The 15,707-nt window shown below is 65.1% G+C and carries 13 protein-coding genes and 1 pseudogene; 4 read left to right on the top strand and 10 right to left on the bottom strand.

Going from position 1 to position 15,707, the window contains the following annotated elements; all coding sequences use genetic code 11:
* Window positions 1–114: 114 nt before the first annotated feature.
* The 5 genes and pseudogenes from AC6I65_RS00725 to AC6I65_RS00705 all read right to left on the bottom strand — a co-directional run bounded on the left by AC6I65_RS00725 (window position 115) and on the right by AC6I65_RS00705 (window position 6,260).
* A complete protein-coding gene (locus AC6I65_RS00725) occupies window positions 115–1,830 on the bottom strand; it encodes a BCCT family transporter (RefSeq protein ID WP_497902204.1) in 1,716 nt (571 codons plus the stop codon).
* Between the two features lie 392 nt (window positions 1,831–2,222).
* The gene (locus AC6I65_RS00720) at window positions 2,223–2,870 is read right to left on the bottom strand and encodes a DUF8102 family protein (protein ID WP_254158985.1); all 648 of its coding nucleotides are present in this window, start codon (window positions 2,868–2,870) and stop codon (window positions 2,223–2,225) included.
* A gap of 143 nt (window positions 2,871–3,013) precedes the next feature.
* On the bottom strand, window positions 3,014–4,291 hold the full coding sequence (locus AC6I65_RS00715; protein ID WP_497902203.1) for an amidohydrolase: 1,278 nt from the start codon (window positions 4,289–4,291) through the stop codon (window positions 3,014–3,016).
* A 177-nt stretch (window positions 4,292–4,468) separates the two neighbouring features.
* Window positions 4,469–4,857 (bottom strand): annotated as a pseudogene (locus AC6I65_RS00710) (Rid family detoxifying hydrolase).
* Window positions 4,858–4,877: 20 nt separating this feature from the next.
* Window positions 4,878–6,260, bottom strand: coding sequence for an aspartate aminotransferase family protein (locus AC6I65_RS00705; protein ID WP_497902202.1), 1,383 nt, complete (start codon window positions 6,258–6,260; stop codon window positions 4,878–4,880).
* Between the two features lie 311 nt (window positions 6,261–6,571).
* Here AC6I65_RS00705 and AC6I65_RS00700 point away from each other — a divergent pair, with 311 nt between their 5' ends.
* Entirely contained in the window at window positions 6,572–7,018 is a 447-nt protein-coding gene (locus AC6I65_RS00700; protein ID WP_497902201.1) for a DUF2391 domain-containing protein, read from the top strand.
* A gap of 57 nt (window positions 7,019–7,075) precedes the next feature.
* On the top strand, window positions 7,076–9,196 hold the full coding sequence (gene ligA, locus AC6I65_RS00695) for an NAD-dependent DNA ligase LigA (protein WP_497902200.1): 2,121 nt from the start codon (window positions 7,076–7,078) through the stop codon (window positions 9,194–9,196).
* A gap of 74 nt (window positions 9,197–9,270) precedes the next feature.
* Here the strand turns inward: ligA and AC6I65_RS00690 are convergent, their stop codons facing one another.
* The gene (locus tag AC6I65_RS00690; RefSeq protein ID WP_497902199.1) at window positions 9,271–10,140 is read right to left on the bottom strand and encodes an ABC transporter permease subunit; all 870 of its coding nucleotides are present in this window, start codon (window positions 10,138–10,140) and stop codon (window positions 9,271–9,273) included.
* Window positions 10,137–11,060 (bottom strand): ABC transporter ATP-binding protein, encoded by a 924-nt coding sequence (locus AC6I65_RS00685; protein WP_497902198.1) that lies wholly within the window; start codon window positions 11,058–11,060, stop codon window positions 10,137–10,139. The genes AC6I65_RS00690 and AC6I65_RS00685 overlap by 4 nt, the downstream gene beginning before the upstream one ends.
* Window positions 11,061–11,189: 129 nt before the next feature.
* Between AC6I65_RS00685 and AC6I65_RS00680 the strand changes: the two genes are divergently transcribed.
* A complete protein-coding gene (locus tag AC6I65_RS00680; RefSeq protein ID WP_497902197.1) occupies window positions 11,190–11,849 on the top strand; it encodes an AAA family ATPase in 660 nt (219 codons plus the stop codon).
* Window position 11,850: 1 nt separating this feature from the next.
* Window positions 11,851–12,267, top strand: a complete 417-nt coding sequence (locus tag AC6I65_RS00675) for an RNA-binding domain-containing protein (protein WP_497902196.1) — start codon at window positions 11,851–11,853, stop codon at window positions 12,265–12,267.
* 106 nt (window positions 12,268–12,373) lie between these two features.
* Here the strand turns inward: AC6I65_RS00675 and AC6I65_RS00670 are convergent, their stop codons facing one another.
* From AC6I65_RS00670 to AC6I65_RS00660, 3 genes are all read right to left on the bottom strand, one after another.
* Entirely contained in the window at window positions 12,374–13,432 is a 1,059-nt protein-coding gene (locus AC6I65_RS00670) for a hypothetical protein (RefSeq protein WP_497902195.1), read from the bottom strand.
* A gap of 127 nt (window positions 13,433–13,559) precedes the next feature.
* Window positions 13,560–14,222 (bottom strand): HAD family hydrolase, encoded by a 663-nt coding sequence (locus tag AC6I65_RS00665; protein WP_497902194.1) that lies wholly within the window; start codon window positions 14,220–14,222, stop codon window positions 13,560–13,562.
* A gap of 79 nt (window positions 14,223–14,301) precedes the next feature.
* Complete coding sequence (locus tag AC6I65_RS00660; RefSeq protein ID WP_497902193.1) at window positions 14,302–15,696, bottom strand: oxidoreductase; 1,395 nt, start codon at window positions 15,694–15,696, stop codon at window positions 14,302–14,304.
* Window positions 15,697–15,707 lie beyond the last annotated feature (11 nt).

Raw genomic sequence — 15,707 nt, 5'->3', positions numbered from 1 at the left:
GTTATAGGATAGCAGGGAACGGATCGATTGTGGCCGTCGATCTACCGTGTGGGAGAACATCGACACAGGAGCTAAACGAGATGGCAATCAGCAGGGTGGGAGGAGGGTGGCGCCTCAGTCGTCGTCGGATTCGACGGGCCCGCCGGGACCAGTCGGCGGTGAATCGGTTTCCGATGGCTTACTCGAGCCGATGAGGACGGTCTCGTCCTGCAGTAACACGCGACCGTAGTTCGAGCCAAAGTCCTTGATCAGTGCGAGCATCGCGAGGAAGCAGACGAACGCGAAGGGAGTACCGGTGATGATCGCCGCCTGCTGGAGCGTGTTCGCGCTGCCGCTGCCGCCAAGGATCATCAGGATTGCGGCGGTCATTCCGAGGACGACGCCCCAGAAGACCCGGTTGATGGTCGACGGCTTGGCCTTCCCGCCGGTCGTCATCATGGAGACGGCCAGCGTCGAGGAGTCTGCAGACGTGACGAAGAACGTCGTCACGAGTATCAAGAACATGTAGATCAGGACCCCGCCCACCGGGACCGCGTACGTGCCGAGTCCGACGGCGCTCAAGTCGATCGTGAACTGCAACGCTTCGAAGAGAATGAAGCCGGAAACCTCCGGACCTGGAGCCTCGGGGGCTAACACCTCGCTGAAGTCGGCGACGCCGTTGTGCTGTGCCCACACCGCAGTGCCGCCGACGAACGTGAACCACGGGATAGTCGCCGCTGACGTCGCGACGATGCCGGTGAAGGCGACCTCGCGGACGGTCCGTCCCTTGGAGATGCGGGCGATGAACAGTCCCGCGAACGGGGACCACGACAGCGCCCACGCCCAGTAGAAGACGGTCCAGGTGTTCATCCACTCGGTGGCTGCCGGATCACCGTTGCCCATCGGACCAGCGCCGGTGAAGAGACTCATCGAGACGAAGTCGGTAATCATGCCGCCGAGGGCCTGGGAGCCGAGCAATACCAGGAACAGCGTCGGCCCGACGATGAACGTCGCGAGCATGAGCACGACGAACAGGACCATGTTGAAGTTCGAGAGGCGTCGGATCCCCTTGTCGACACCGAGAACCATCGAGACCGTAAACAGCAGCGTCATCACCGTCACGACGGCGAGGATCCCGATGTTCCCCATACTGATCCCCCACTGGTAGTCGAGGCCAGTGACGAACTGGCTACCGATGAATCCCAGCGAGGTCGCCACGCCGCCGATCGTCGCGAAGACGGCGAGGATGTCGATGACCTTGGCCGTCGGTCCGTCGAGATTCTCCTTCCCGAGAATCGGTGTCAGCGCCGAGGATACGCGAAGCGGAACCGCGTCGTAGTTGTACGCGAAGTACCCGATCGCGATCCCCATGATCGTAAACACGGCCAGCTGGGGCAACGCCCAGTGGAACAGCGTCTGCTGGATCGCAATGGGGATCGCTTCGGCCGTCCCACCCTCGACGTTGAACAGCGGCGAGGGACTATCGTAGTAGAACAGTCCCTCGGTCGGCCCCCAGAACACGACACCCGCAGCGAAGCCGGCCGAGTACAACATCGCGAAGAACGACAGGAAGCTGTACTCGGGGTCCTCGTCACCGAGTTTGATCCTCCCCCACGGTCCGACGATCAGGAACAGGAGGAAGACCACGATCAGGAACACGATCACCAGCAGTGCCCAGTTGAACGCGCCGAGCATCGAATCGTTTAGCGACCCGATCCCTTCCTCGACGGTTGTGGGGCTGATGAAGAACGCCGCGATTACGCCGACGGTTAGCAACGCCCCGAACGCGAAGACGATGGGGTCGATCTCCTCCCGGAACTGAGCGATTGCCCCCTTCTCGGCGTCACTCATCCCGACTCACCCCCCGAACCGAGCGACAGCTCACTGATTGACTGAGCCTCCACCCACATTTTGCCATGCTTCGTGTTGGCATACCGCTACCATTTACGTCGTAAACAATAAGTGTTTCTCACTCTCGTAAACTATCTACAGATTGCGTTTATTTGACGGTCGCTCGAGCGGCCATCGACTCGAGAATATTTTTGCCACGGATCTCCCAGAAATGCTATTCAGATCAGGAATTGCCTATTCGCAGATAGCAGCGCTGTGGGAAACAATGAACCGAATACCCGACTGTTCGTCGGTCGGGTGTAGGTAGAGTGGGATCCGGACTAGCCAGCGGCCGCTGTCGACCGTCAGTTCGCCAATTTGTCAGTTCGCCAATTTGTCAACTCGCCAGTTCGTCAGTTCGTCAGTTCCTCGAGCGTCCGCTCTCGAGCCTCGGCGCTCTCGGCCACCCGCTCGGCGAACTCGTCGACGCGATCCTTGATCTCCTCGCGGGCCGTCTCGGGCGAGAATCCCTCGGACATCGTCAACAGTCGGACGAACGCGCGCAGTTCCTCGTCAGTGAGCTGAGCGAACTCCTCGTTCTCGAGTTTCTCGATCACCGCGTCGACGTCGATCTGCCCGACCGGCTCGACGTTGAACTCGACGTTGACCATCCGGTAGTTCGACCCGGCCAGTCGCTGTTCGGCCTTGCCGACGCCCTCCGAGAGCATGTCCTTGAACGGCGTGTGATAGCCCATCGTCCCGAGGTGGAGAAACGCGAGCACGTCGGTGATTCCCTGGGTGTAGGCGTCGCGGTCCTCGGCGTCGGGATCGAACACCGTCTCGCGGTCACGTTCTTCCATGTAGGCAAAGAGTATGCTGAAGTCGAGAATCGCGTTTCGCACTCGGCGCCGGATCCGATTGCGCTTTTGCTTCTTCGAGTGATCGGTGTAGTCGGTTTTCCGGCCGAGCAGGAAGTCGCGATCGGAGGGGGTGAGAATGCCCCGCGGCCGATCCGAGTCCGCTGCCGTCTGGAGGGACGCCGGCACGTCGTCCTGGCTCATAACCAATACACAGGGAGCCCGGGGATTAATCCTTCTGATCGAACGAACATGACGAGACGAGAAGACGTCCAGATGAGCGCGGTTCTGGCCGTATCTGGCCGCACCAGGCCCTACCTGGCCGAATATGGCCGTGTCTCGCCCTACTACCGCTGACGCGAACACGCTCGAATCGCGTCCGACAGGATCGCCACGCCGATCTCGAGGCTCTCGTCGTCGACGTCGAACGTCGGCGTGTGGTGGTTCGTCGGGTGGTCCGTGCCGACGAGGACGTACGACGCCAGACCGCCGCCGGCCTGGACGCGCTCCATCAGGTAGGTAACGTCTTCGCTAACGCCGAAGTCGGTCGTCTCGGTCACCTGGTGGACCCCCTGGACGTTCCGCGCGACCGAGCCGACGAGTTCGCGCAGTGCGGGGTCGCTGTCCGCCCGGGGCGACTCGCTGATGACTCGCGGGGTTACGTCGCAGTCGTGCATCTCTGCAGCTGCATAGCAGACGCGCTCGAGTTCCGTTCGCATGTACTCCATCAGTCCCGTGGTCTCGCCGCGGACCTCCGCCTCGATCGTGATCTCCTCGGCGATGACGTTGCTCGCGGTACCACCTTCGATGCGGCCGACGTTCACGCGAGTCATGCCGTCGCTGTGGCGGGGGATCCCGTAGGCGTTCTGAATCGCCGTCGCCGCCGCCTGCATCGCGTTGCCGCCCTCGTTCGGCGCCTTCCCGGCGTGGGCGCTCGCCCCCTCGAACGTGGCCGTCAGGTGTGCCATGGCCAGGGGTTTCTCGATGCCCGCGACGATCTCCCCCGTCGGGTGATCGAGACCGATGTGGAGCGCGAACAGGTACTCGAGGTCGTCGGCGTACCCGCCCTCAGCCATCGCCTTCCCGCCGCCCGAAATCTCCTCGGCCGGCTGGAAGAACACCTTCAGCGTCCCCGAGAAGTCGCTGTTCCGTACCGCGTCGATCGTCTCCAGGGCGATCGCGATGTGGGCGTCGTGGCCGCAGGCGTGCATGTAGCCCTCGTGTTCCGACCGGAACCCCTCGGCAGTCGGCCGGTGGTCGTCGTCGCTCGACTCCGCCATCGAGATGCCGTCGAGGTCGACCCGTAGCCCGACCGTCGGCCCTGGCCCCTGCTCGAGCACCGCGACGACCCCCGTGTACCCGCCCTCCATCCGGTCGAGGAGGTCCGGTCGAACGCCAGCCCCACGGGCCCGCTCGAGCCAGGGCTCGAGGTCGGCCGCCGACGGGACGGCCATCCGTTTGTCGGGTGCGAGCGCCTCTCGTCCGATCGCGATGTCGTCGAGGTCGAAGGACTCGAGTTCCTCGACGACGCGGGCGGTCGTCCGGAACTCGCGCCAGCCGGGTTCGGGATGGCGGTGAAACGCCCGACGGAGGTCGGCCACGCTCGTGTGTGCGTCGTAGGGCATACCTGATTCTGATAGGACTGGCGGATATTTAACTATGGGTAGCGTGTGACACTTCGTTTCTGCGTCGAGGCGACGGTGAACCGACCAACCGGGCCGCACCTCCGCGAAGACGTGAACCGCTCCCGACTGTCGTAGCTCCGTGAGGACGCAAACTGATCCGACTGACCGACTGCCCAACTACCCCAGGAACGCGATCGCGTCCATCTCGATTCGAACGTCGTCGGGTAATCTCGAGACCTCGACGCAAACGCGTGCTGGCGGTTCTTCGCCGAACCGTGCGCCGTAGGCCTCGTTGACCCGGTCGTAGTCCTCGAGGTCGGTCAGGTAAACCGTCACCTTGACGACGTCGGCGAGACCGTCGCCGCCGGCTGCCTCGACCACGGCAGCGACGTTCTCGAGGACGCGCTCGGTCTGCGCTTCGACGTCGCCGTCCACGACCTCGCCGGTATCCGGATCGACCGGCCGTAGCCGGAGATGTAGCACGTGTCGCCGGCCAGGACGCCCTGCGAGTAGGGGTTGTCGTTGCTCGGCGCGTCGTCGGTCTCGAGTGGGGTGGTGTCGGACATCGTTTCGTTCGAGCGACGGCTCAGGCCGTCCGTTTCGCCCCCTCAGTCACGTGTTCGATCGCCTCCACGACGACGTCGAGGGCCGTCTCGGCCAGGTCGCGGGTGAGGACGAGCGGCGGGAGCAGCCGAAGGACGTTCCCCTGGCGACCGGCCGTCCAGACGAGGACCCCGCGTTCGAAACAGTAGGTCTGGATCGCGTCGACGAGGTCGCCGTCCGGGGTCCCGTCCACGTCGACGAATTCGGCGCCGATGAACAGTCCCTTCCCGCGGACGTCGGCCAGTCGTTCCGTTTCCTCGGCCGCCTCCAGGAGTCGGCCCTGGATGTACTCGCCGAGGTCTCGAGCGTGGGCCAGGAGATCGTGTTCCTGGATGTACTCGATGGCGCGGGTCCCGGCGCTCATTCCCACGACGTGGCCGCGGTAGGTGCCGGCGTGGTCGCCCGATCCCCAGGTGTCGAGGTCCTCGTGGTAGATAGTCGCCGACAGCGGAAATCCCGCCCCGCCGAGGGCCTTCGCGGAGGTCATCGCGTCCGGGGTGACGCCCTCCCAGTCGCAGGCCCACCACTGACCAGTACGGCCAAGCCCGCTCTGGATCTCGTCGAAGACGAGAACGACGTCGTTGTCGTCGGCAATATCGCGTACCCCCTGCAGGAACCCAGCCGGCGGCGTGACGATGCCGCCCTCGCCCTGGATCGGTTCGACGATGATCCCGGCCGGATTGGCCAGTCCCCCGTAGGGATCCTCGACAATCGCCTGGACCTCCTCGAGCGCGTGATCGACCGCCTCGTCGGGCGTCTTGTCCTGGCGAAACGGGTGGGGGTACGGCGCGTGAACGACGTCTGCGAGCAGGGGCGTGTAGTGGCCCTTGAACTTCTTGTTCGAGGTGACGCTCATCGCCCCCGTCGTCGCGCCGTGGTACGCCCCACGGAAGGCGATGAGGCCGTCGCCGCCGGTGTTGTACTTCGAGAGTTTGATCGACGCCTCGATGGCGTCGCTCCCCGTCGGACCGCCGAAGACGACCTTGTTCTGGCCCTGCAGCCCGTCCGGGGCGATTTCGTCGAGCTTTTCGATCAACTCGAGTCGGGCCTCGGTCGGGAAGTCGACCGTGTGGACGAACTTGTCGGCCTGCTCGTGCACGGCCTCAAGTACGTAGGGATTGGCGTGGCCGACGTTGAGCACGCCGATCCCGGCGAAGAGATCGATGTACGTGTTGCCGTCGGCGTCGCGGACCGTCGCCCCCTTGCCCTCCTCGAACGCGATCGGAATGTCGTTCGGGTACGCGACCGCACTGCTGTCGATTTCTCGCTGTTTCTCGAGCAGCGACCGGGTTTTCGGCCCGGGAACGGAATCAACGTCCGGTGCGTCGTCGAAGTGAAGGTCGGCGATCGGCGGTCCTGCCGTCATACGTGACTCGTTGTGAAACAGCTACTAATAATTTGTCCACAATATCTATTCAAGTCGTACACAATTACTGAATAGGTTACGAGCGCTACGTTCGTCGCGCCGTCGCCCGTGTCCGCCAGCGTGTCGACGATGGCTTCGGCGTCGAGCGCTCGAGTTCGGTATCACTCTCCACCCGGCTGACAGCGGTACACTCCCACCGAGCCGGTCGAAACGGCTAACCGGTGGATGGTCGCGCTGAAACGGCCGACCCTCGACAACCGTAGCCGTCTCGAGACCGGACGATACTTGACGAATCGTCTGTTATTTCGGGTATGCAACTTCGCCGTCCTCGTCGGCCGCCCCAGTTTCGGGTAGCCGACTCCGCCCAGCAACTCGTCGGCGGGTTCCTGCTGGCGGGGCCGTTCGTCGTCACCGAGGAGGTGTGGGTCCTCGCGTCGAATATGCACCTCGGGCAAGCGCTCGCGACGGTCGGTCTCGTCTTCGCGATCGGGTACGCGGCGCTGTACGCTGCAGATTCGAGTCGCGATCCCGACCTGGAGAAGGAAGTCGGCGGCATCCCGCTGCGATTCATCTCCCTCATGCTCGTCTCGTTCGGGTCGGTCACCATCCTGGCGTTGCTCTTCGACGCTCCCGATACGTTTATCGAGGACGCCGAAACCACGACCCAGGTTGCAGCAATTACGGCGAAGGCGATCAGCGTCGGCTCGATCTTCAGCGTCGTCGGAGCGGCGACGGCCGACAGCGTCTTTGCGAAGTGACTGGGTCCGTGATCCACAAACCTACGTTTTAATCGGATCGGGACGAACGCTCGAGTAATGTCCACACCGACGACGGAGAATCCCTACCTTCGGGATCCGCCGGTCGAGTTCGATCCGGTCCGGGACCTCGAGTTCGAGGCGGCCGAAGAACAGGTCGAGCGCCTACGCGAGGCCATCCGCGAACACGACCGTCGGTACTACGCCGAGAACGACCCAATCATCGCCGACCGGACCTACGACGCGCTGTTCGCTCGTTTGCAGGAACTCGAGGACGAATTTGACCTCGCTCATCCCGACAGCCCAACCCGAGCGGTGGGGGACGAACCGCTCGACGCGTTCGAGACGGTCGAACACGTCGCACCGATGCTCTCGATCGACGCCAGCGGCGAGGCCGACGACGTCCGGGAGTTCGACGAGCGCGTGCGCCGGGAGCTTCGTGACGCGGGCTACGACGGCGACAGTGACAGTGGAGACGGCGAGGGTGAGGTCGCCTACGTCTGTGAACCCAAGTTCGACGGCGTCTCCATGGAATTCGTCTACGAGGACGGCTCGCTCGAGCGGGCGGTCACCCGCGGCGACGGCCGCGAGGGAGACGACGTGACGCGAAACGCCCGAACAATCGGCTCCGTCCCCCAGCGACTCCACGACGATCCGCCGGAATCCTTCGCCGTCCGCGGGGAAGTGTACATGCCCAAAGACGCCTTCCAGGCGCACAACCGCGAGCGCATCGAGCGTGGCGAAAATCCCTTTGCCAATCCCCGGAACGCGACTGCGGGGACGATTCGCCAGCTCGATCCCGCCGTCGTCGCCGAGCGCCCCCTCGAGGTGTTCTACTTCGACGTGCTCGCAGCGAGTGACCTCGCGGAGAGCCACCGCGAGGAACTCGAGGATTTTCCCCGATACGGCCTCCGGACTAACGACCGCGTCGAAATCGTGTCAGATATCGAAGCGGCCATCGACTACCGCGACCGCCTGCTCGAGGCCCGCGACGACCTTCCCTACGAGATCGACGGCGTCGTGATCAAGGTCGACGACCGCGAGGCCCGCGAGGAACTCGGCCAGACGGCCCGCCACGACCGGTGGGCCTACGCCTACAAGTTCCCCGCCCGCGCGGAGGTGACGCCCATCGTCGACGTCGCCGTCCAGGTCGGGCGCACGGGCCGGGTCACGCCGGTTGCACTGCTCGAGCCAGTCGACGTCGGCGGCGTCACGGTCTCGCGGGCGAGCCTGCACAACCCCGAGGAGATCGCCGCGAAGAACGTCAACGTCGGCGACACCGTCCGGGTCCAGCGCGCCGGCGACGTCATCCCCTACGTCGAGGAGGTCGTCGAGAAGGGGAGCGACGGGCACTACGAACTGCCCGACACGTGTCCCGTCTGCGGGAGCGCGATCGAACGCGACGGCCCGCTGGCGTTCTGTACGGGCGGCCTGGCCTGCGACGCCCAGCGTCGGCGCTCGATCGAGTACTACGCGAGCGACGACGGCCTGGACCTCGAGGGCCTCGGCGAGAAGACGGTCCGACAGCTGGTCGATGCGGGATTGCTCGAGAGCGTTGCGGACCTCTACAAGCTACCGCAAAAGCGAGACGCACTCCACGACCTCGAGGGCTGGGGTGAGACGAGCGTCGAGAACCTGGTGGCCGAAATCGAGGCGAGCCGTGAGCCTCCGCTGGCGGAGTTCCTCTCGGCACTCGGCATCCCCCACGTGGGGCCGACGACCGCCCGCGAGCTGGCCCGCGAGTTCGGCTCCTTCGAGGCCTTCCGAGAGATGGCCGAGGACGACCCCGCGAAACTCGAGGGCGTCGACGACGTGGGCGAAACCGTCGCCGAGACGATCCACGAGTTCTTCGCGAGCGAGGCGAACGCAGCCGTCGTCGATGCCGTGCTCGAGCACGTCTCCCCGCAAGAAGGCGATCTCGAAGACGGTGGTGACGAACTCGCAGGCCTGACGTTCGTCTTCACGGGGAGTCTCGAGGGGATGACCCGCGGGGACGCCCAGAAACTCGTCGAAGCCCACGGCGCGAACGCGACGGGGAGCGTCTCCGGCAACACCGATTACCTCGTCATCGGCGAGAATCCGGGGGCGACGAAGCTCGAAGACGCCGAGGAGGAGGACGTAGAGGTACTCGAGGAGGACGCGTTTCGGGCAGTGCTCGAGGAGCGGGGTATCAAAGTCTGATTCGGTCGGAGGCTCGCGGCGAAGATTCGAGAGGGGAGAAAGGCAAAGACGGTAGACGAATGCCGAGTGACGCGCTACAGGTCGATCCGCTCGAATCGGGCGTACCCAATCGCGAGCGGGACCGCGATCCAGAGTGCGAGGATCACGAACGCGAACCAGTGCTGGAGGTAGAACGGCTGGGAGACGGATGCAACTGCCTCCGGGTTCTGAGGGAAGGCTTGATTCAAACCGACGAACGACGTGTTCGGAATATCGTGCTGGATCGAGAGGAGCGCCATCAGCGAGTCCAGGAAGACGACGAACAGGTCGAAGCGCTGGATGAACAGCAGGAGATCGCCCGAGAACAACTCGAGTCGGCCGTTGACGTACCCGAACAGGCCCTGCCAGAAGTACAGCAGGAAGAAGGCGCCGACGCCGCCGATGGTGGCGCGGGTCTCGGTGCTGGTAAACGCCGACACGCTGAGGCCGATAGCGACGAAGACGACGCCGAAGCAGATCGTCACGAACACGAGGGCGACGTACTCGAAGAACGGCAACTCGCCGGTCTGGGCGAACATGATGATCGCCGCGGGAACGAACCCGGCGAGGATTGCGGCGGTCAGCAGCCCAGCACGGCCGATGAACTTGCCGATGACGACTTCCTGGCGGGTGTGGGGCAGCGAGAGGAGGATGCGGATGCTCCCGAGTTCTCGTTCGCGGACGATAGATTTGATACTCACAACGAGCCCGGTCAGTGGTACGAGGAAGACGATGGCGAGAATCACGGAGAGACCGAGCAACCCAAACAGCGCGATACCCGAGTCACCCGACTGTCCCTCGAACCCACGAGTGGCGACGTAGGTGAACCCGCCCATCGAGAGCAAGAACAGCGCCATCAGCGCCCAGAGTAACCGCGAACGGATCCCGTCCCGGAAGTCCTTCCGGACGATGGCGGTGACGCTCATGCCGTCACCTCCGTATACCGCTGGAAGACGTCCTCGAGCGACGCCTCCGCCGTCGAAAAGTCCTCGACGACGATACCGGCGTCCTCGAGCGCGCCGAGCACCGCCGTCTTCGAGCCCGTCGTCTCGACGGCGACGACCGCCCCGGCCGAACCGGATTCGAGAACCTCGGCGCGTTCGACCCCCTCGAGCGCGCGGACGGCCTCGAGCGCGGGTTCGGTCATCCGGTCCGTCTCGATGCGCAACTGGCTGGCCGTCGAGACGGAATCTCGCAGTCCCTCGACGCTGTCGACGGCGACCATCTCGCCGTTCCGGATAATCCCGACGCGGTCACAGACCGCCTCGACCTGCTCTAAGATGTGACTCGAGAAGAAGATGGTCGTCCCGCGGTCGTTCTCCTCGCGAATGAGCTGGCGCATCTCCCGGGCGCCGTTGGGGTCGAGACCGGTGGAGGGCTCGTCGAGGATCAGCATGTCCGGGTCGCCGACGAGAGCCATCGCGAACAGGAGCCGCTGGGACATCCCCTTCGAGTAGCCGCCGGCCTTGCGGTCGCCTTCCTCCGGCGAGAGACCGACGTGCTCGAACAGCAGGTCCGGCTCCTCGGTCGCGTCCTTGGACTCGATGGCGAACTCGAGGTGCTGGCGACCGGTGAGGCGGTCGTAGGTCGTGAACCCCTCGGGGAGGACGCCGAGGCGCTGTCTGATCGCCTTGCTCTCCGACTGGGCGTCCATGCCGAGCACGGAGACGGTACCGTCGGTCGGGCGAATGAAGTCGAGGAGGAGGTTGATCGTCGTCGACTTTCCGGCCCCGTTCGGACCCAGGAAGCCGAAGATTTCGCCGTCTTCGACGGTCAGAGAGAGGTCGTTCAGGGCGGTGACGTCACCGAATCGCTTCGTGACGTTCGTGACCTCGATTGCGTTCATACGGCCCGCTACTAAATGCAGGGATAAATACCCACCGATAGTATAGGAATGCCAACACGACTCGTCGTGGAGTCCGCCGCGACTCGCGAGACATAGCCCTTATGCACACGTCGCCTGTACACGCATCCAATGTACGTTATCGGAACCGTCGGACTCCCGGGAAGCGGCAAGGGCGAGGCCGCGACGGTCGCCCGCGAGCGAGGAATCCCGGTCGTCACGATGGGCGACGTGGTTCGACAGGAAACCGCCGACAGGGGACTCGACCCCAGCAAGGACCACGGGACAGTCGCCCAGGCGCTGCGGGAGGAAAACGGCCCTGCCGCCATCGCCGAACGGTCGCTCCCGATGCTCGAGGACCGCCTCGAAAACCACGAGGGCGTCCTCGTCGACGGCATTCGATCCGGCACCGAGGTCGACGTCTTCGAGGAACGCTTCGGCGAGGACTTCACGGTCGTGAGCATCGAGGCCCCGTTCGACCTCCGGCGAGAACGCGTCGTCGACCGCGGGCGAGACGCCGACGAGGACCACGGCGGCGAGGGGCTCGAGGCCCGCGACGAGCGCGAACGCGGCTTCGGGATGGACGACGCGATGGCACGTGCGGACGTCGTCGTCGAGAACACCAACAGTCTCGAGGCGTTTCGGTCGCAGATTAGCGAGGTGCTCGAGGCGGCGGCCGAGGGTGCCGACGTCGAATCTGGCGAAGAGTCCCAGGACGCCGACGATGTCGAAAGTATCGAAGAGTCTGAAGATACCAAAGATAGCGAACCGACCCTCGAATCCGAACCCTGACATGACCACGCTCTACCGCGTCGACGTCGAGATCACTGCCCCCGTCAACGACACGGAGGTAACGAGCCGGGTCGAAGACGCCATCAGAAACCTGTTCCCGAACGCCGAGCCCGAAGAACGGTTCGGCGAAGTGACGGCGACGGTCCACTCCATGGAGCACTTCTCGGAACAACTACACCGCCAGGAGATTCTGGATACGGCCCGGGGCGAGTTCTTCTCGAGCCGCGAGGGCGACACGTTTCACTTCGCGCTGAAGAAGCAGGCAGCGTTCGAGGGCCGCGTGAACTTCTCGGTCGGCGAACCCGACGAACTCGGCGAAATCGCCGTTCGCGTCCGCGTCGAGGAACCGTCGCTCGAGGACTACGTCGATCACGTCGCCCCGCGAACCGAGGACGGGCGGCCGGTCGACTCGTCGTAGTCGGTTCCGATAATCGCGAATCGTCGTTCGTTCCGGCGTCCACGACTCGCCGTAGTTCGTTCTGACGTTCGCAAGTCGTCGTAGTCGGTCTCGGCGTTCGCTCTCCTTACGTCCCACACGCTTCCGCCAGCTCGAGTTGTTCTTCCGCGTCGGCCTCTCGCTCTTCGGCCGTGCGCCGGTCCCCGTCGTCGGCCGCCTTCGCCGCCTCGGTGAACGCGACTGCCGCCTGCTCGAGGTGGTCGACCTGGCACAGCGCCGTCTCGAAGTACGCCACCAGCCCCTCGGGAGCGTCCGCGTGGCCGTCCTCGAGCGACGCTTCGGTATCCGCGTAAATCGTCGCCGCGTCGTCGAACGCCGTACACGCCTCGTCGAACGCTTCTTCGTCGGCCAGGTTGCCGCCTTCCTCGAGCGCTTCGTGGCCGTCGACGAGGGACACGAGCGACGTCGAGAGGACGACCAGGGAGTCGACGACCGACGCGAGCGTCCGGACGCCGTCCTCGACGGCCGCGAGGTCCGTGATTGCGAGATCGGCGAGTCGGTCGGCATCGAGGGATTCGACGCCCTCGAGTGCAGGTTGGAGAGTCTCCTGTGCGGGGGCGAAGGTGTCGACGAGCGACTCGGCGACCGACCGGGCCGTCACGAGGTCCTCGTCGACGATGGCGTCGTTGACCTGGGCGACCTCGTCCTCGAGGCCGTCGTCGGTGACGACGGCCGTCACCTCGATGGCGGGGCCGAGGACGGCCGCGTAGGCATTCAGTTCTTCGATGTCGGCGCGTTGTGCCTCGGTCGGGTCGGCGTCTTCGGCCGCCTCGAGCGACTCGAGGGCTTCGTCGAGAAACGCCTGGGGCTCCTCGGAGTCGTAGTCGGTCGATTCGGGGTCCTCGAGGGAATCACGGGATTCTCGAAGCGAGGCGCCGGCGCGGTTCAGTCGCCCGGCAGCCAGTCGAATCTCGCGGTCAGCTTCGTCGCGGCCGGCGCTGCCGTCGGTCGTGGAGTCGTCGGTGCTGCCGGTGCCGTCGTCGCCGTCGTCCGTCGCCCCGTCGCCGTTCCCGGCCGTCCGATCGGCGTCGCTCCTGGATGTCGCCTGGAGGTCGTCGAGACAGCCGGCCAGACCGCCCACGGCAAGGCCGGCGGTGAGTGTCCCGAGATAGCGACGTCTGTTCATGTATTCGTTAGTGACGCTCACGACGTTTGAACGTACTGGCCGCAGAGGGTGTCGTTACCAGGGGGCACAGAGAGTGTCAGTACCAGAGGTCATAACGGGTCGCGTCAACGGAACACAGCAGGTCGCGTCAACGAGGAGCACCCTGAACCCGCTCGAGGACCGCATCGCGCAACTCGAGTGGGCTATCGACGACCGCGTCGGCAGGCGAGTAATCGACGTCGTCGTGAGCCTCGATTTCGTAGGCGATGCAGGTCGTCCCCGCACGGGCTGCCGCACGGATCCCGTGCTCGGAGTCCTCGAGGACGACGCACTCCTCGGGTTCGATGCCGAGTTCGGCCGCAGCGTACTCGAAGACGTCCGGTTCCGGCTTGCCCGGCCCGTCGATTTCTTCGGCGCTGACGACCGCGTCGAACCGATCCGCGAGGTCGAATCGCTCGAGGACGATGTCGATCCAGTCGTGAGGGGACGAGGAGACGATCGCTCGCGGGACGTCCCGTTCCTCGAGTTCGTCGAGCAGGTCGTGAGTACCCTCGAGGAGGGCCACGCGGTCGCGGTAGAGGGTTTCGGCGGCGGTTTCGAACAGGTCCAGGAACTCCTCGCGGGAGACCGCAGTCTCGTACTCCGCATCGAGGTAGTCGTAGATCTCGCGGTAGTTCATCCCGGTGATTTCGGCGACAGCGACGTCCTGGTCGGGGACGACCTGCGGGAGAAGTTCTTCGCGCTCGAGGGTGACCCAGTAGTCCTCGGAGTCGACGAGGACCCCGTCCATGTCGAAGAGTACGGCGCGCATGTGACCCGACGATTTCGGGCGATGGCGCATAGGCGTTCGGCTGGCAGCCGGGGGCCGGGGCCGGCGCGGAGATGGCAGGTCACTCCTGGCCGTCGTAGACGCCCTCTCGCTCGAGTTCGCCCCGCTTTCCGAGCACTGACGGCGTGCGACAGATTCCGGGGGCGCCCGTCACCTGCGGGACCGTACAGTTGTTGCAGTTCTCACAGAGGACGCGCATCTCCGGGGCAGGTTCGCGGTCAGTTATGCCCGGGGACGAAGACCGAGACTCGAGCAACCGCGCCCCGAGACGCGGTTCGGCGTAGAAGGGACGGGCCATGCCGACCATGTTGCAGGCGGGTGCCGCGTTCCTGACGGACCCGTCGTCGGTTTCGCCAGTCGCACCCAGTAACCGATCCATCTGGCCTCGCTCTCGGATTCCCCCTTCGGCCAGCACCGGAATGGAGACTCGATCGCAGACGCGACGACAGAAGTCCTCGTTCCAGGCCGGCTCGAAGTCGTAGACCAGCGACTCGAGTCGATTACCAAGCGCGACGAGTCGCCGCCGCCACGGACCGCCGAAGGCCTCGTCGTACCCCTCGCGAAGCGCCTCGTTCTCCCAGGCCCGTTTCGGATACCGCCCGCGGACGATGCTCATGTCCCAGGCCACGGAGGTCTGGACCGGCACGACGCCGTCGTACCCGATCCGTTCGAGCCGTCGCGCGATCTCGACGCCGTCCTGGAGGGAGAGCTTCCTGCGGACGACCGGCCAGGATGGGGCCGGCGTCTCGGCGGGCACCTTGGTGATCAGCGGGACGTCACCAGCCCGGTCGCGGATCTCGTCGTGGACGACCTCCAGGAAGGCGAGTCGGTTCTCGGGCGTCCCCCCAAATTCGTCGTCACGGCGGTTGTAAAACGGCGAGAGGAACTGCTGGACGATGCCCATGTTCGCCCCCGAGAGGTGGATGCCGTCGTAGCCGGCGTCGACGCAGTACGCCGCCGAACGGCCGAAGTCGGCGGCCAGTTCGTACACCTCCTCGGTCGTCAGGACGTGCGGATCGTAGGCCAGAAAGCCCGCCCGGTCGAGCGCGCGTAGCGGTGCCGGGAGGGGGGAGACGGCGAGTTGCTCGAGGTCCGGGTGCTCGCGCCGATAGCCGGCGTGCCAGGTCTCCATGCTCCGAAGGCCCCCGTGCTCGAGCTGGACGAAGATCCGGCTCCCGTGGTCGTGGATCCGGTTGGTGAGCCGTGAGAGACGGGACACGAAGTCGGGGTCGTGGACGCGGGTCATCCCTGGAGCCGCACAGCCGCCCTCGCCACGGACGATGGTCGCCCCCTGGCAGAGCAATCCGACGCCCGACTCGGCGGCCGGCTCGAGGTCTTCGATCAGCGTCTCGACGGCGTCGGGTCCGTTCCCCGCGCACTCGAGGACCGGTGCTCGGTAGAGGCGGTTCGGAATCTCGACGCCGCCGATTTCGAGCGGATCCTCGAGGCGTGCCATGTTTTTCGTTC

The organism is Natronosalvus sp. KLKA75, from assembly GCF_059736265.1.
Note: the sequence above shows the minus strand (reverse complement) of the source record. Positions and strands in the feature narration are given on the sequence as shown.

What these genes read in the sequence shown, in the direction of transcription:
- AC6I65_RS00720 (WP_254158985.1), bottom strand. Translation starts at nt 2,870, where the DNA reads ATGAGCCAGGACGACGTGCCGGCGTCCCTCCAGACGGCAGCGGACTCG.
- AC6I65_RS00670 (WP_497902195.1), bottom strand. Translation starts at nt 13,432, where the DNA reads ATGAACAGACGTCGCTATCTCGGGACACTCACCGCCGGCCTTGCCGTG.
- AC6I65_RS00685 (WP_497902198.1), bottom strand. Translation starts at nt 11,060, where the DNA reads ATGAACGCAATCGAGGTCACGAACGTCACGAAGCGATTCGGTGACGTC.
- AC6I65_RS00675 (WP_497902196.1), top strand. Translation starts at nt 11,851, where the DNA reads ATGACCACGCTCTACCGCGTCGACGTCGAGATCACTGCCCCCGTCAAC.
- AC6I65_RS00725 (WP_497902204.1), bottom strand. Translation starts at nt 1,830, where the DNA reads ATGAGTGACGCCGAGAAGGGGGCAATCGCTCAGTTCCGGGAGGAGATC.
- AC6I65_RS00660 (WP_497902193.1), bottom strand. Translation starts at nt 15,696, where the DNA reads ATGGCACGCCTCGAGGATCCGCTCGAAATCGGCGGCGTCGAGATTCCG.
- AC6I65_RS00690 (WP_497902199.1), bottom strand. Translation starts at nt 10,140, where the DNA reads ATGAGCGTCACCGCCATCGTCCGGAAGGACTTCCGGGACGGGATCCGT.
- AC6I65_RS00680 (WP_497902197.1), top strand. Translation starts at nt 11,190, where the DNA reads ATGTACGTTATCGGAACCGTCGGACTCCCGGGAAGCGGCAAGGGCGAG.
- AC6I65_RS00705 (WP_497902202.1), bottom strand. Translation starts at nt 6,260, where the DNA reads ATGACGGCAGGACCGCCGATCGCCGACCTTCACTTCGACGACGCACCG.
- AC6I65_RS00665 (WP_497902194.1), bottom strand. Translation starts at nt 14,222, where the DNA reads ATGCGCGCCGTACTCTTCGACATGGACGGGGTCCTCGTCGACTCCGAG.
- ligA (WP_497902200.1), top strand. Translation starts at nt 7,076, where the DNA reads ATGTCCACACCGACGACGGAGAATCCCTACCTTCGGGATCCGCCGGTC.
- AC6I65_RS00715 (WP_497902203.1), bottom strand. Translation starts at nt 4,291, where the DNA reads ATGCCCTACGACGCACACACGAGCGTGGCCGACCTCCGTCGGGCGTTT.
- AC6I65_RS00700 (WP_497902201.1), top strand. Translation starts at nt 6,572, where the DNA reads ATGCAACTTCGCCGTCCTCGTCGGCCGCCCCAGTTTCGGGTAGCCGAC.